Source organism: Marinobacter sp. (genome assembly GCF_965229985.1).
In the GTDB taxonomy this organism is placed as follows: domain Bacteria; phylum Pseudomonadota; class Gammaproteobacteria; order Pseudomonadales; family Oleiphilaceae; genus Marinobacter.
Window position 1 is genome coordinate 3977106 of sequence record NZ_OZ245935.1, and the last position, 14344, is coordinate 3991449.

The 14344-nt window shown below is 57.5% G+C and carries 13 protein-coding genes; 9 read left to right on the top strand and 4 right to left on the bottom strand.

Annotated features, from left to right (window positions below):
• The first annotated feature begins 61 nt into the window (after nucleotides 1–61).
• The 3 genes from ACO06L_RS18255 to cpdA all read left to right on the top strand — a co-directional run bounded on the left by ACO06L_RS18255 (nucleotide 62) and on the right by cpdA (nucleotide 2172).
• The gene (locus ACO06L_RS18255; RefSeq protein WP_202348091.1) at nucleotides 62–685 is read left to right on the top strand and encodes an NUDIX domain-containing protein; all 624 of its coding nucleotides are present in this window, start codon (nucleotides 62–64) and stop codon (nucleotides 683–685) included.
• Nucleotides 678–1163 (top strand): DUF1249 domain-containing protein, encoded by a 486-nt coding sequence (locus tag ACO06L_RS18260; RefSeq protein WP_064230287.1) that lies wholly within the window; start codon nucleotides 678–680, stop codon nucleotides 1161–1163. The genes ACO06L_RS18255 and ACO06L_RS18260 overlap by 8 nt, the downstream gene beginning before the upstream one ends.
• A 202-nt stretch (nucleotides 1164–1365) precedes the next feature.
• A complete protein-coding gene (gene cpdA, locus ACO06L_RS18265) occupies nucleotides 1366–2172 on the top strand; it encodes a 3',5'-cyclic-AMP phosphodiesterase (RefSeq protein ID WP_064230286.1) in 807 nt (268 codons plus the stop codon).
• Here cpdA and metE read toward each other — a convergent pair.
• A complete protein-coding gene (gene metE, locus ACO06L_RS18270) occupies nucleotides 2166–4445 on the bottom strand; it encodes a 5-methyltetrahydropteroyltriglutamate--homocysteine S-methyltransferase (RefSeq protein ID WP_202348090.1) in 2280 nt (759 codons plus the stop codon). The two genes, cpdA and metE, sit on opposite strands and share 7 nt — an antisense overlap.
• A 118-nt stretch (nucleotides 4446–4563) precedes the next feature.
• Between metE and ACO06L_RS18275 the strand changes: the two genes are divergently transcribed.
• From ACO06L_RS18275 to ACO06L_RS18285, 3 genes are all read left to right on the top strand, one after another.
• Nucleotides 4564–5454 (top strand): LysR family transcriptional regulator, encoded by an 891-nt coding sequence (locus ACO06L_RS18275; protein ID WP_202348089.1) that lies wholly within the window; start codon nucleotides 4564–4566, stop codon nucleotides 5452–5454.
• A gap of 46 nt (nucleotides 5455–5500) precedes the next feature.
• Entirely contained in the window at nucleotides 5501–5893 is a 393-nt protein-coding gene (gene gcvH, locus ACO06L_RS18280) for a glycine cleavage system protein GcvH (RefSeq protein WP_064230283.1), read from the top strand.
• Between the two features lie 205 nt (nucleotides 5894–6098).
• Nucleotides 6099–7295: a class I SAM-dependent rRNA methyltransferase gene (locus ACO06L_RS18285; protein ID WP_202348088.1), complete on the top strand. Its 1197-nt coding sequence runs from the start codon at nucleotides 6099–6101 to the stop codon at nucleotides 7293–7295.
• Between the two features lie 54 nt (nucleotides 7296–7349).
• Here the strand turns inward: ACO06L_RS18285 and ACO06L_RS18290 are convergent, their stop codons facing one another.
• The gene (locus ACO06L_RS18290) at nucleotides 7350–8006 is read right to left on the bottom strand and encodes an HAD family hydrolase (protein WP_202348087.1); all 657 of its coding nucleotides are present in this window, start codon (nucleotides 8004–8006) and stop codon (nucleotides 7350–7352) included.
• Between the two features lie 172 nt (nucleotides 8007–8178).
• Here ACO06L_RS18290 and ACO06L_RS18295 point away from each other — a divergent pair, with 172 nt between their 5' ends.
• From ACO06L_RS18295 to ACO06L_RS18305, 3 genes are all read left to right on the top strand, one after another.
• Nucleotides 8179–8709, top strand: a complete 531-nt coding sequence (locus tag ACO06L_RS18295) for an RNA pyrophosphohydrolase (protein WP_064230280.1) — start codon at nucleotides 8179–8181, stop codon at nucleotides 8707–8709.
• Between the two features lie 15 nt (nucleotides 8710–8724).
• Complete coding sequence (gene ptsP, locus ACO06L_RS18300) at nucleotides 8725–11031, top strand: phosphoenolpyruvate--protein phosphotransferase (RefSeq protein WP_202348086.1); 2307 nt, start codon at nucleotides 8725–8727, stop codon at nucleotides 11029–11031.
• Between the two features lie 121 nt (nucleotides 11032–11152).
• Nucleotides 11153–12394 (top strand): patatin-like phospholipase family protein, encoded by a 1242-nt coding sequence (locus ACO06L_RS18305; RefSeq protein WP_202348085.1) that lies wholly within the window; start codon nucleotides 11153–11155, stop codon nucleotides 12392–12394.
• 53 nt (nucleotides 12395–12447) lie between these two features.
• Here ACO06L_RS18305 and hslU read toward each other — a convergent pair whose 3' ends face one another.
• Nucleotides 12448–13776: an HslU--HslV peptidase ATPase subunit gene (gene hslU, locus ACO06L_RS18310; RefSeq protein WP_064230277.1), complete on the bottom strand. Its 1329-nt coding sequence runs from the start codon at nucleotides 13774–13776 to the stop codon at nucleotides 12448–12450.
• Between the two features lie 12 nt (nucleotides 13777–13788).
• Entirely contained in the window at nucleotides 13789–14319 is a 531-nt protein-coding gene (hslV, locus tag ACO06L_RS18315; protein ID WP_202348084.1) for an ATP-dependent protease subunit HslV, read from the bottom strand.
• Between the last annotated feature and the right edge of the window lie 25 nt (nucleotides 14320–14344).

Consider the following 14344-nt stretch of genomic DNA (forward strand, 5'->3'; position numbering starts at 1 on the left):
ACTTGAAGTAATACCCAACTAAAGGCTATCGTTCCAAGTCGATTCAACGACCGGATGAAAAATGGCCAAACCGTTCCAGTTCAACGCCAACGACGTCAAAGTCGAGAAACGTGAAACCGTCTTCCAGGGCTTCTTCCGCATGGATAAGCTCTGGTTGACCCACCCGCGTTTTGATGGACGGGAGATGCCCATTTTTACCCGGGAGCTGTTCATCCGGGGAGATGCCACCTGCGTGCTGCCCTACGATCCGGAACGGGACGAAGTGGTTCTGCTGGAGCAATTCCGCCTCGGTGCCCTGGGCCGCGACCAGTCGCCCTGGCTGCTGGAGCTCGTAGCGGGGATGAACGAAGATGGTGAGAGCCCGGAAGAGGTGGCGCAGCGGGAAGGCCAGGAAGAGGCGGGGCTAACATTTGAACCGCTGGAAAAAATCTGCGATTACCTGGTATCCCCGGGCGGCAGCACCGAGATGATTCATCTGTACTGTGGCCGCGTGAGCACCGAAGATGCCGGCGGGCTCTATGGCATGGAACACGAACACGAGGACATCCGTGCCCATGTGGTGTCTTCGGATGATGCCATAGCGATGATCCACGATGGTCGTATCAACAACGCTGCCGCCATTATTGCCCTCCAGTGGCTCGAACTGAATCGTGCCCGTTTGAGGAAGGGTGGCAGTGATGGGTGAGTGGAGCATGAAGCCCAAGCGGTACGTTCCTGATCTGAGGCAACTTGGTGCCCTGTGTGATGGGAACTATCAGCGGCTACAGAAATTGCGGCAGCTGGAAGTGGACGGCAAGCCCGTCTGCGAATTTGAGCTGCACCGTGAAAACCTTTATCTGGGACGAGTCCGGATTCAGGTGCTTCAGACAGCCAAATTCACCGAAACCCTGCTTCTTGAACAGGTCCACAATTCCGGGCGCTGGCTCAATAATCCTCAAATGACCGTGCGGGTCTACCACGACGCCACTATGGCAGAAGTGATCAGTTGCTACCGTGATCGCCAGATTGCCCCCGTCAATGATTACCCCAATCGCTTCATGCACCACCCGGATGAGAAGGTTCAGGTCAACGGTTTCCTTGCCGATTGGCTGGATTACTGTCTTCGGTTTGGTCACCTTCCCATGGAGCATGCCGCCTGGTCTGCCGGTGAAGGCGTCGACTGAGGCGGGCTGTCATAGGCTTATCCCGTACTAAAGTGGTGTGGCTATGGCTCTACGATGTGCCATAGTTGTCAAAAATTGCAATATTTCGCCAAAGTCTGGCCAGAATGTGACTCCGGTTCGATTCCAAAGTGATAAATCCGCGAACCGGCGTCGTACACTTGGTTTAACACCACGTATTGCCAGTGAGTAGATCCAGAAAGCCATGACCATAAAGGAACAAGCCCGGCCACTGCGGGTACTGCAGCTGACTGATCCCCACCTGATGGCGCGTGCCGATGGAGACCTGTTGGGCGTCAGAACCCGGGAAAGCCTGCAAGCGGTTATTGCAGAGGTACTGAAAGTACACGGCCAGCCGGACCTGATTCTGGCCACCGGAGACCTTGCCCAGGATGGGTCGGTGGAAGCCTACCGTGTGTTTGGCGAGAGCCTGAAAGTATTTTCCTGCCCATCAGTCTGGATTGCCGGTAACCATGATCATGCGGCTAACCTGGTGACAGTCGCTGGCGAGTATGATGCCTGCGCCCGGCATGTGATCCGGGGTGGCTGGCAGTTCATCATGCTGGACTCCTCCGTGCCCGGTAGGGTTTTTGGGGCTCTGGCCGATTCAGAGCTGGATTTCCTGGCCCAAGCCCTGGAGCGGCACCCGGATATGCCAGCGGTCGTTGCTTTGCATCACCACCCGGTGGATATTGGTTCTGACTGGATGGAAAAAATTGGACTTACCAACCGGGACGCGTTCTGGCAGGTGGTCGATCGATTCCCTCAGGTAAGGATCGTGTTGTGGGGGCACATTCACCAGGAGCATGAGCGCGAACGTAACGGCGTGCAACTTCTGGCCACGCCGTCCACCTGTATCCAGTTTACCTCAGGTTCCAGCAAGTTTTCGGTTGAGGACCTTCCGCCTGGCTACCGTTGGCTCGAATTCCACGAGTCCGGGGACTTCACCACGGAAGTCCGCCGGGCGAAAGATTTCCAGTTCGAGCTGGATCAGAACAGTACGGGTTACTGAAGGCTTGTCCGCAGTTCCCGAGCAGCAGCGACCATGCTTCTCAAGGCGGGAAGCACCTCCTCCCATTGGCGAGTCTTCAGGCCACAGTCCGGGTTAACCCATAGCCGCTCCGCCGGTATCCGCTCTGCTGCTTTCACCATCAATGATCGGATCTGCTCGCTGTCCGGAATGTTGGGTGAGTGGATGTCGTAGACTCCTGGGCCGATGTCGTTTGGATACTGGAAGCCACGGAAGGCATCGAGAAGTTCCATGTCCGAGCGGGAGGTTTCGATGGTGATAACGTCCGCATCCATTCGGGCGATGGCTTCAATAATGTCGTTGAATTCCGAGTAGCACATGTGGGTGTGGATCTGGGTTTCGTCGCGAACGCCATTTGCAGCAATCCGGAAGGCTTCGATGGCCCAGCCCAGGTAGTCGTTCCAATCGGATTGCCTTAGCGGCAGGCCTTCCCTCAGGGCGGCTTCATCAATCTGGATAATGCCAACCCCGGCGGCCTCCAGATCAAGTACCTCCTCCCGGATTGCCAGTGCCAACTGAAGACAACTCTCCCGTCGTGGCTGATCGTCTCGTACGAACGACCAGTTAAGAATGGTGACGGGGCCCGTCAGCATGCCCTTCAGAGGCTTTTCGGTGAGCGACTGGGCGTAGCGGATCCACTCGACGGTCATGGGGTTCGGGCGTGAGATGTCACCGAACAGGATGGGGGGCTTCACGCACCGGGACCCGTAGGACTGTACCCAACCGAATTGGCTGAAGGCATAGCCGTCCAACTGCTCGCCGAAATACTCGACCATGTCATTGCGCTCGGCCTCGCCGTGGACAAGAACATCGAGCCCGAGGGCCTCCTGCTCGGCGACGCAGCGACGCACTTCTTCCCGAATCCGACGGGTGTAATCCGCTTCTGTCAGCTCGCCCCTGCGGAACTGTAGCCGGGTCTGGCGAATATCCCGCGTCTGGGGAAAGGAGCCGATGGTGGTGGTAGGGAAGCGTGGTAAACCAAGCTTCTGCTGTTGGGTGTTGATGCGGTCCGGGTACGGGCTTTGGCGCTGTCCGAGTACCGGGCTGATGTCAGCGATTCGGGCCCGGACAGAGGCATCGTGCACTCGTGCGGACGTTTTCCGGTTATTCACGGCGACCGTCGATTCTGCCAGCTGTTTGCGAACGGCTGCTCTGCCGTGATTCAACGCCGTGGAGAGAGTATTCAGCTCGTCCAACTTTTGAATTGCAAATGCCAGCCAGCTGCGGATTTCCGGATCCAGCTTTTCTTCGCTCGCGAGATCGACAGGCACATGGAGCAGAGAGCAGGATGGCGCGAGCCAGAGACGATTCCCCAACTTTTCGTAGACCGGTTCCAGCCAGTCCAGGACTTTCTCCAGATCCGTTTTCCAGATATTCCGGCCATTAATGACGCCCAGAGACAGATGCTTGTGCGGAGGCAGCCAATCGACCACCCGGGCGACTTCCTGCGGGGCGCTGATGGCGTCCAGATGCAATCCCGCCACAGGTAGCTCACAGGCCAGTTGCAGGTTTTCACGCAACTCACCGAAGTAAGTGGTTACCAACAGCTTTGGAGCGCTGGTTTTAAGGTGGTGGTAGGCCAGGCTGAAGGCGTGGCGCCAGTCTGCGTCCAGGTCGGTCACAAGCGCGGGTTCGTCTACCTGAACCCACTCAATGTCATGCTCTGCCAGTAGATCCAGAAGCTGTGAGTAAACAGGCAGCAGCGATTCCAGCAGCGAAAGCCGATCACTCTCATCTTTGGCTTTGCCCAGCCAGAGGTAGGTGACCGGTCCGATGATCACCGGCTTCGGGGTGAGCCCCTGAGCCCGGGCCTCGGTGATCTGTTCGATCAGCCGGTTGCCATTGAGTTGGAAACGTGTGTGCTGGTGAAACTCGGGCACGATGTAGTGGTAATTGGTGTCGAACCATTTGGTCATTTCCCCGGCCTGAACACCACAGCATGCTGATTCCCGCCCGGAGCGGCCCCGGGCCACTCGAAAATAGCGGTCAAGCTCATTGCCGCCGGTGTCGCCCACCCGCTCGGGCACATTGCCCAGGGTGAAGCTCATGTCCAGTACCTGATCGTAAAAGGAGAAGTCGCCGACGGGCACCTGGTCAAGTTGGTGTTGGTTCTGCCAATGCCTGCGCCGAAGATCGGCACCGGTAATCTGCAGTTCCTCCTCGCTGATCTGGCCTTTCCAGAAGGCTTCCTGGGCAAATTTCAACTCGCGGCGGGCGCCAATACGGGGGAAGCCGAGAGAGTGTGTAGTTACCATGATGTGTCCTCTGCTTGGTTCTTTGGTTTGCAACAAGGGCAGAGTATCTGTCTGGGTAGATGAAAAATAATGGTATTATTTCAGACAACGATGAATATTAGTCATATATGGGGTGTCGATGATCGAGCGGAGCCATCTGGAAATTCTCAGGGCGGTCAATCAGCAGGGTTCTCTGACGTCAGCCGCCGAACGCCTGCATCTGACCCAGTCTGCTCTCAGCCATTCCATTCGTAAGCTGGAACAGCTGCTGGGTACCGACATCTGGGTGCGGGAAGGGCGGCAGCTCAGGCTCACTCAGTCTGGTGAGTATTTGCTGTCACTCGCCAACAGACTGTTGCCGCAGATGGAGCATGCGGAAATGCTGATTGGTCAGTTTGCCAGGGGGCAGCGTGGCACGCTGCGTATCGGGATGGAGTGTCATCCGTGCTATCAATGGTTGCTGAAAGTGGTCGGGCCCTACCTGGAAGACTGGCCCGGGGTGGATGTGGATGTGAAGCAGAAATTTCAGTTCGGCGGCATTGGCGCACTGTTTGGTCACGACATCGACATGCTGGTGACTCCGGACCCGTTGCACCGCCCGGGCCTGGTTTTCGAGCCTGTGTTCGACTACGAGCAGGTGCTGGTGGTGGCAGCGGACCACGTGCTGGCAGAAAAAGCGTGGGCTGAACCCGAGGATCTGGAAAAAGAAACCCTGATCACCTACCCGGTAGAGATCGAGCGTCTCGATATCTACACGCGGTTCCTGTTGCCGGCCCATGCCAGTCCTGCGCGACATAAAACTATCGAGACCACCGATATCATGTTGCAAATGGTTGCCGCAGGTCGTGGGGTAGCTGCGCTTCCGCGGTGGCTGGTTGAGGATTACGGGGGCCGGATTCCGGTTCGGCCGGTGCAGTTGGGTGAGGCGGGGATTCCCAAACAGATCTTCCTGGGCCTTCGTGAACGGGATCGGGAGGTAGATTACCTGAATTCGTTCATGAAGCTGGCAAGTGAGGTTCGCTGGAGTTAACGTCTTCAGTTAAACTGCGCAAAAAATTCGTTCAGGAAACCAGACTATGAGTGAGATACCCGCAGACCTGAAATACATTGAGACCCACCAATGGGTTCGCGTGTCAGATGATGGCACGGCGACTGTCGGCATTACCGATTTTGCCCAGGAGCAGCTGGGTGATGTGGTTTATATCGGGGTTCCGGATGTGGGCGCGACGGTGAATGGTGGCGAGGAAGCCGGTGTGGCGGAGTCGGTCAAGTCGGCTTCGGATGTGTTCAGCCCTGTGACTGGTGAGGTTATCGAGGTGAATGAGAGCCTCGAGGATGAGCCGGAGAAGGTTAACGAAGATCCTTATGGTGACGGCTGGCTTTACAAAGTCCGGCTTGAGGATGCTGGTGAGCTGGATGGCCTGATGGACTCTGCGGCTTATGCGGAGCATGTAGCTGCCGAGGAGTAACGGTTGTCCGCCGGAGCATGAGCAGTCGGGCAGGGCTTTCGAAAACACGCTCCTTGCGGCACATCCATGTGACGCTTGGGCTCCGCCATCCATGGCTCCGCACAGTTTTCGAAAGCCCTGCCCGACCGCTCCCGTAGCTTGGGTGTTGTCCTCACCCGTTCATGTATAATCCTCGCCCCGAATTCTCCTCTGCCTGGTGGTCCCTATGAACTTCCCTGTCCTCTATCTACGAAAAGGCGCAGAGCGCCGTCTCCGTGCTGGCCATCTATGGGTTTACAGCAATGAGGTGGACGCCCGCCGCAGCCCGCTGACGGATTTCGAGGCCGGGGCTCAGGCGGAGCTTCGGGCGTCGAATGACAAGCCTTTGGGGACGGTGTTCGTGAACCCCCATGCGCTGATTTGTGGCCGGCTGATCAGTCGCGACCCGGGCCACGGTATGACGCCGCAGCGGTTAACCCAGCGGATGGAGGCTGCGCTTGCGCTGCGGGAGCGCCTCTTTGACAAGCCGTTTTACCGCTGGGTGTTTGGCGACAGTGATGGGCTTTCGGGGCTGGTGATTGACCGGTTTGATTCCATCGTGGTGGTGCAGATTTCCACGGCCGGTATGGAGGCCATGAAGGACGCGGTTGTTCGGGCGGTTCAGCGTCTGGTGCACCCTGAGGCGATCATCCTCAAGAACGATGGCAAGATGCGCAAGGTGGAGGGGCTGGATTCCTACGTGGAGCAGGCCCATGGCGCTGAAATCAGTCTGCTGGAAGTTGAGGAGAACGGGGTCCGTTTCGAGGTGCCCCTGGAAGGCGGGCAGAAGACGGGCTGGTTCTATGATCATCGGATGAATCGTGCCCGTTTGCAGGCTTATGCGCCGGGTAAGCGGGTACTGGATGTGTTCAGTTACGTTGGTGGTTGGGGTATCCAGGCAGCCTGTGCGGGGGCCACCCAGGTTACCTGTGTGGACAGCTCGGCCAGTGCCATTGATTCGGTCCACCACAACGCCAGGCTCAACGGCCTGGACAATGTGGAAACGATAGAGGGCGACGCCTTCGAAGCCCTGAAGGCGCTGGCGGATGACAAGGAGAAGTTTGATGTGGTGGTGCTGGATCCGCCGGCACTGATTCCCCGGCGCCGGGACCAGAAAGCGGGGGAAGAGGCCTATGCACGGCTGAATCAGCTCGGTCTGCGGTTGCTGGAGCGCGACGGCATACTGGTGTCCGCATCCTGTTCCATGCACCTCTCGCAGGAGAAGCTGGTGGACATCATTCGTGGCAGCGGCCGGAAGATCGACCGCTTTGTCCAGTTGTTGGAGCAGGGGCATCAGGCTCCGGATCATCCAGTGATCCCGGGTATTCCCGAGACCGATTACATCAAATCCTGCTTTGTCCGCTCACTGACAGGCTTCTTCTGAAGCATTTGAAGTCGGGGTCAGATGAAAGCTTTCATCTGACCCCATACTCACGTTTCAGCCTCTCAGTGACATCACCTTCCAGCCGTTGTCCCGGGCAAATTGCTCCAGGGTCGGGTCCGGGTCGACGGCTACCGGGTTATCCACTTTCTTCAGCAGCGGCAGGTCGTTGTGGGAGTCGCTGTAAAACCACGCCCCCTCAAGTGTCCTGTTATGGGCGGTCAGCCAGTCATCCAGTCGTGTGACCTTGCCGTCCTGAAAGCTTGGAGTGCCGGCCACTTCGCCTGTATAACGGCCGTTGACCAGTTCCGGTTCGGTGGCAATCAGGTGTTCAATGCCAAGGGCTTCTGCGATCGGCTCTGTCACAAAACGGTTGGTCGCGGTGATTATCATCAGGGTATGACCCTGCTCCCGGTGGCTGTCCAGCAGCGCATTGGCACTGGTCTGCATCATGGGACGCACCTTTTTCTCCATGAAGGCTTCCCGCCAGGTCAGTAGCTCCTCCATGTTGTGGCTGGCTAGCGGCTGAAGCGCAAAGCCCAGGTAATGCAGGATATCCAGCTCGCCGTTCAGGTATTCCTGGTAGAAGCGGTCGTTGGCCCGGCGGTATTCCTCGGCATCGACGATGCCTTCCTCTACCAGAAATTCGCCCCAGGCATGGTCGCTGTCGCCGGCCAGAAGGGTGTTGTCCAGATCAAAAATTGCGAGCGTCAAGCGGCTACCTCCGGTGATCACAGGGCTTGCAGGAAAACGCCAAGTCTACCACGACCTGTCCCCAACGGCTCCGTTTGCCGAACCCTTGGGATTCTGTAAGAATGAGAGCAACTTGGACAAATCCGACCGGTGAATTTTTGACCGGTCCACCGACTTTTGAGAGGACTGTGCCGTGATCGATTCAGACGGTTTCAGACCCAACGTCGGAATCATTCTGGCCAATCACAGAGGAGAAGTTCTCTGGGCAAGGCGAATAGGGCAGGACTCCTGGCAGTTCCCTCAGGGCGGCATCAAACATGATGAATCCCCCGAGGATGCACTGTACCGGGAGCTTGGAGAGGAAATCGGCCTGTGTGCAAACGATGTGGAGATCATCAGTTGCACCCGAGGCTGGCTGAGGTATCGACTCCCGAGGAGGATGGTACGCCAAAACTCCCACCCCGTTTGTGTGGGCCAAAAACAGAAATGGTTCCTGCTGAGGATGTTATCTCCGGACGCGCAGGTTTGCGTGGACGGTACGGATTCACCGGAGTTTGATGGCTGGCAATGGGTAAGTTACTGGTATCCGTTGGGCCAGGTGGTCTCATTCAAGCGAGAAGTGTATCGACGCGCGCTGAGAGAGCTTGCCCCGCGGCTGTTCTACAACATGGAGCAGTGGCACAGGGCAGAGCATAATCAGCGTTTACAGGAACACCAGAAATGACGGACTGACACCGCCATGCTGAGCATTCTGCGAAGTCTAGTACAAGAGGTAAACAGCGCCCGCGATCTGCAGGAGGCGCTGGATATCATTGTATCGCGGGTGCAGAAAGCCATGGGGACCGAGGTCTGTTCCGTTTATCTGCTCGACCCGGCGACCAACCGCTACATTCTGATGGCCACCGAGGGCCTTTACCGCAAGGCGGTTGGCCAGGTGAGCCTGGCTTATTCCGAGGGCCTTGTCGGGCTCGTGGGTTCCCGCGAAGAACCCATCAACCTTGAAGATGCGCCGTCTCACCCGCGCTACCGCTATTTCCCCGAGACCGGGGAGGAACGGTTCCGCTCTTTCCTGGGTGTTCCTATCATTCACCATCGCCGGGTGCTGGGCGTGCTCGTTGTCCAGCAGCGGGAAAGTTCCCGGTGCTTTGATGAAGGCGAAGAGGCCTTTCTGGTAACTGTTTCCGCCCAGTTGGCGGGGGTTATTGCCCACAGTGAGGCCACCGGAGCCATAAGCGGTCTGTCCCTGACCGGTGAGGAGGCTCATGATGTCAGTTTCAATGGCGTCCCCGGGGCGCCGGGCGTAGCCATCGGCAGTGGCGTTGTGGTTTATCCGTCCGCTGATCTTGATGTGGTTCCGGAAAAGCCCACCGACGATATCGATCAGGAGCTGGCGCTGTTCGGAGCTTCGGTGAAAGCGGTCAGGGAAGATATCGAACGCGTTGCCAAACGGTTGGCATCACAATTGCGTCCCGAAGAGCAGGCCTTGTTTGATGTTTACCTCAGAATGCTGGGTGACGATGCCATGCCCGGTGAGGTGGCAAACAAGATCCGGGAAGGCATCTGGGCACAGGGTGCCTTGAAACAGGTGGTTCAGCAGTATATTCGTCATTTCGAGATGATGGATGATCACTACCTGCAGGAGCGTGCTGTTGACATACGTGATCTTGGCCGCCGCCTGTTGTCCCACCTGCAGGAGGGTGAGCAGAAACACCTGAACTACCCCGAGCGCACGGTACTGGTCAGCGAGGAGCTCACTCCTGCCATGCTTGGTGAGGTTCCCAAGGGGCAGTTGGTTGGATTGGTGTCGGTCAAGGGGTCCAGTAACTCCCACGTAGCCATCCTTGCCCGTGCCATGGGCGTTCCTACCGTCATGGGTCTGGTCGATATTCCCGTAAACCAGCTTGATGGCAAAGAGCTGATCGTCGACGGTTTTGAGGGTCAGATCTTTGCCTCACCCTCCGCAGATCTGCGCTCCTATTATCAGGCGATCTGCGATGAAGAAGACGAGCTCATCCGGGGGCTTGAGGTCCTCAAGGATAAGCCCTGTGAAACCACCGATCACCACCGGGTCTCGTTGCTGGTGAACACCGGACTGATGACCGATGTGGTGCGCTCGCTCTCGCACGGTGCCGAGGGTATCGGCCTGTACCGTACCGAAGTGCCCTTCATGATCAAGGACCGCTTCCCCTCGGAGCAGGAACAGCGAGAGTATTACCGGGAGCAGCTCGAAGCCTTTGCGCCGAGTCCCGTTACCATGCGTACGCTGGATATTGGCGGCGACAAGGCACTGACCTATTTCCCGATCCAGGAGGAAAACCCTTTCCTGGGCTGGCGGGGTATCCGGGTTACCCTCGACCATCCGGAGATTTTTCTGGTTCAGGTCCGGGCCATGCTCAAGGCCAGCGAGGGGCTGAACAACCTCCAGATCATGCTACCGATGATCTCCAACATCTCGGAAGTGGAAGAGTCCCTGCATCTGATTTACCGGGTGTATCACGAGGTTCGCGAGGAAGGCTATGACATTCACATGCCCAAAGTGGGTGTGATGGTCGAGATTCCCGCTGCGGTCTACCAGATCCGGGAGCTGGCGGACCGGGTGGACTTCCTCTCTGTTGGTTCCAACGACCTGACCCAATACCTGCTGGCAGTGGATCGGAACAACCCTCGGGTAGCCCAGCTCTATCATTCTTACCATCCTGCGGTGCTCCAGGCGCTGGTCCGGATTGCCCAGGATGCTCACTCTGTCGGTAAACCGGTTGGTATCTGTGGCGAGCTGGCGGGGGATCCCGGTGGTGCGCTGCTGCTGATGGCCATGGGGTACGATTCCCTGTCCATGAACGCGGCCAGTTTGCCCAAGGTCAAGTCGGTGATTCGCAGTGTCAGCCGGGAATGGGCCATCCAGTTGCTGGAAGATGTGCTGCTTCTGGATTCGCCTCACGTCATCAAGAGCTGTGTCGATCTGGCGTTGCGAAATGCCGGTTTTGGCCGCTATCTGCGCCCCGGTAAATCGACGGCCATGGCGGTATCCGAGGCCGCCGTTTCCTGATTACGGGACGGATTTCGGCAATATAGGGTGTGCACTCTAAATACGGTTGTTATCTTGATAACTGAAGTATCCGGCGGTCCGTACAGCGGACCCGCATTTTTTATCCGGAAAAGGGAAGGCTATGAGCTCGCCAACTGATCATAAACCCGCTCCCCGTATCGGGCTTGCCCTTGGTGGCGGTGGTCCTTTGGGCGGGATTTATGAAATCGGGGCGCTCCGGGCGCTGGATGAGGCGCTTGATGGTCTCGATTTCAACAACATTGATGTTTATGTTGGCGTTAATGGCGGCTCTTTTGTGGCGGCGAATCTTGCCAATCAGATGACCACGGCGCAACTCTGCCGGATCTTCGTGCGCAATGAGGCGGAAGTGCACCCGTTTCATCCGGAAGTGTTCTATCGCCCGGCTTTCCGGGAGATCGGCAGTCGATTGCTGGCAATTCCGGGCCTGGTTTCGACGGCGGTGAGTCGCTTCATCAACAACCCCTACGATCAGAGCCTGCTGGAAGCCATGACCATCCTGGCCCAGGCAGCCCCGGCCGGATTGTTTGATAACGAGGGCCTGCATGAGTATCTCAAGCGGGCCTTTACCATGCTTGGCCGTACCAACGATTTCCGTCAGCTAAAGCGCAGCCTCTACATAGTGGCTGCCGATGTTGAGAGTACCGAAGCCGTTTGCTTTGGCGCTCCCGGCTTTGACCACGTGCCCATTTCCAAAGCCATTCAGGCCAGTACTGCCTCGCCGGGTCTGTATGTGCCAGTGGAAATTGATGGCCGCTATTATGTGGATGGCACGCTGCGTAAGGGGCTGCACGCCTCTGTGGCCTTTGAAGACGGTGCCGATCTGGTTTTCGCCGTGAATCCGCAGGTTCCTATCGATGCCAGCGCCGCGGTCCGGGCCGGCTCCATGAAACCCGGCGAGCTGACCCGCTCAGGCATGCCGAATCTTCTGTCACAAACCTTCAGGACCATGGTGTACTCGCGGATGCAGTCGGGCATTGCCCAGTATGCCCGGGATTATCCCGACAAGGACATTCTCCTGTTTGAGCCGACCCGTGACGACGCCAAGCTGTTCTTCTCTAACGTTTTCAGCTTTCAGTCCCGAAGAATGGTGTGTGAGCACGCCTATCAGATGACCCGGCGGGATCTTCTGAACCGTGCCGATCAACTGGAGCCAAAGCTGGCAAAATACGGCATCACGCTGAGACGGGATCGTCTTGAAGACGAACAGCGGACGATCAGTACCAGCCTTTATGGCGAAATGCTGCCACTGTATGTGGCCAAGGGCAGGAAGAAAAAAGCCGAGAAGGGCCGATTGGCGGGTAGCTTGAGCAACGTGTCGCACCTCTTCTCGAAGGCGCAATAATTCTCAGTGGGTGAGGGGCCAGATGAGCTTTTCACCTGACCCCTCGTTCACGCTTACAGGATATACCGGCTCAGATCCTCGTCTTCGGACAACTCTCCAAGTTTTTCATCCACGTATTCAGCGGTTACCTCGAAGCCATCGGTAACCTTGTCGCCGGCATCAAAGGACAGGGTTTCAAGCAACCGCTCAAGGACGGTATGCAGCCTACGGGCACCGATGTTTTCAGTGCTTTCGTTCACCTTCCAGGCAACCTCGGCAATGCGCGCAATGGCATCTTCCCGGAAGGTCAGTTTTACGCCTTCGGTCAGCATCAGTGCTTCGTATTGCTGGACCAGGGAGGCATCCGGTTCGGTCAGGATGCGCTTGAAGTCCTCGGGTGTCAGTGCCTGAAGCTCAACGCGGATCGGCAAGCGGCCCTGCAGCTCCGGAATGAGATCCGAGGGCTTGGACAGATGGAACGCGCCGGAGGCAATAAACAGAATATGATCGGTCCGCACTGAGCCGTATTTCGTGCTCACGGTGCTGCCCTCGATCAACGGGAGCAGGTCGCGCTGGACGCCCTCGCGGGAAACATCTGACGAGGTGTTCTCGGACCGCTTGGCCACCTTGTCGATCTCATCCACGAATACGATGCCATTCTGCTCCACCGCCTGGATGGCTTTCTGCTTGATCTCTTCTTCGTTGACCAGCTTGGCAGCCTCTTCTTCTTTGGCGCGCTTGAGTGCGTCCGCAACCTTCATCTTCCGGGTCTTGCGCTTGTCGGAAGACAGGTTTGAGAACATGCTCTGTAGCTGGTTGGTCATCTCTTCCATGCCTGGAGGGGCCATGATTTCCACCCCGGCGCTGGAGTTGCGAAGGTCAATCTCGATCTCCTTGTCATCCAGCTCGCCTTCCCGGAGTTTCTTCCGGAACAGTTGGCGCGTGGATGAATCGGAGGTGCGCTGGCTGTCCTCACCAAAATCTCGGGGCGGCGGAATCAGTGCGTCCAGAATACGCTCTTCCGCAGCATCCAGTGCCCGTTCTTCGTGGCGTTTCATCTCTGCTTCGCGCAGCATTTTGACGGCCATATCCGCCAGATCGCGGATAATGGATTCCACGTCACGGCCGACATAACCGACTTCCGTGAATTTCGTGGCTTCCACTTTCAGAAACGGTGCGTCGGCCAATTTGGCGAGGCGTCGGGCAATCTCGGTTTTACCCACACCCGTTGGGCCGATCATCAGGATGTTCTTGGGTGTGATCTCTTCGCGCAGGCTGCTGTCCAGCTGCATCCGGCGCCAGCGATTTCTCAGGGCGATGGCCACCGCCCGCTTGGCTTCTTCCTGGCCCACGATGTGTTTGTTGAGCTCGTGGACAATCTCACGGGGAGTCATTGCAGACATGGTCGCTCCGGATCAGTCGTTTTTGGAGAGCACTTCTAGTGTGCGATTGTGATTGGTGTAGATGCAGATGTCGGCGGCGATATCCAGACCTTTCTCGACAATCTCGTGGGCGGACAGAGCGGTATTTTCCAGCAGAGCGCGGGCCGAAGCCTGGGCAAAGGGGCCGCCCGAACCGATGGCAATCAGGCCCTGTTCCGGCTCTATCACATCGCCGTTGCCGGTGATGATCAGCGAGGCAGTTTTGTCCGCTACAGCCAGTAAGGCCTCGAGCCTGCGCAGCGCTCGGTCTGTGCGCCAGTCTTTCGCCAATTCCACGGCGGCTCTGGTGAGGTTGCCCTGGTGTTTCTCAAGCTGGGCTTCGAATCGCTCAAACAGGGTGAAAGCATCCGCGGTGCCGCCTGCAAAACCGGCGATCACCTGGCCGTTGTACAGGCGGCGAACCTTTCGGGCATTGCCTTTCATTACGGTGTTGCCCAGGGAAACCTGGCCGTCGCCACCCATGGCAACTTCGTCATCGCGCCTGACGGAAAGAATGGTAGTCATTTGGGCTCCAATTGCCTGATTGAAA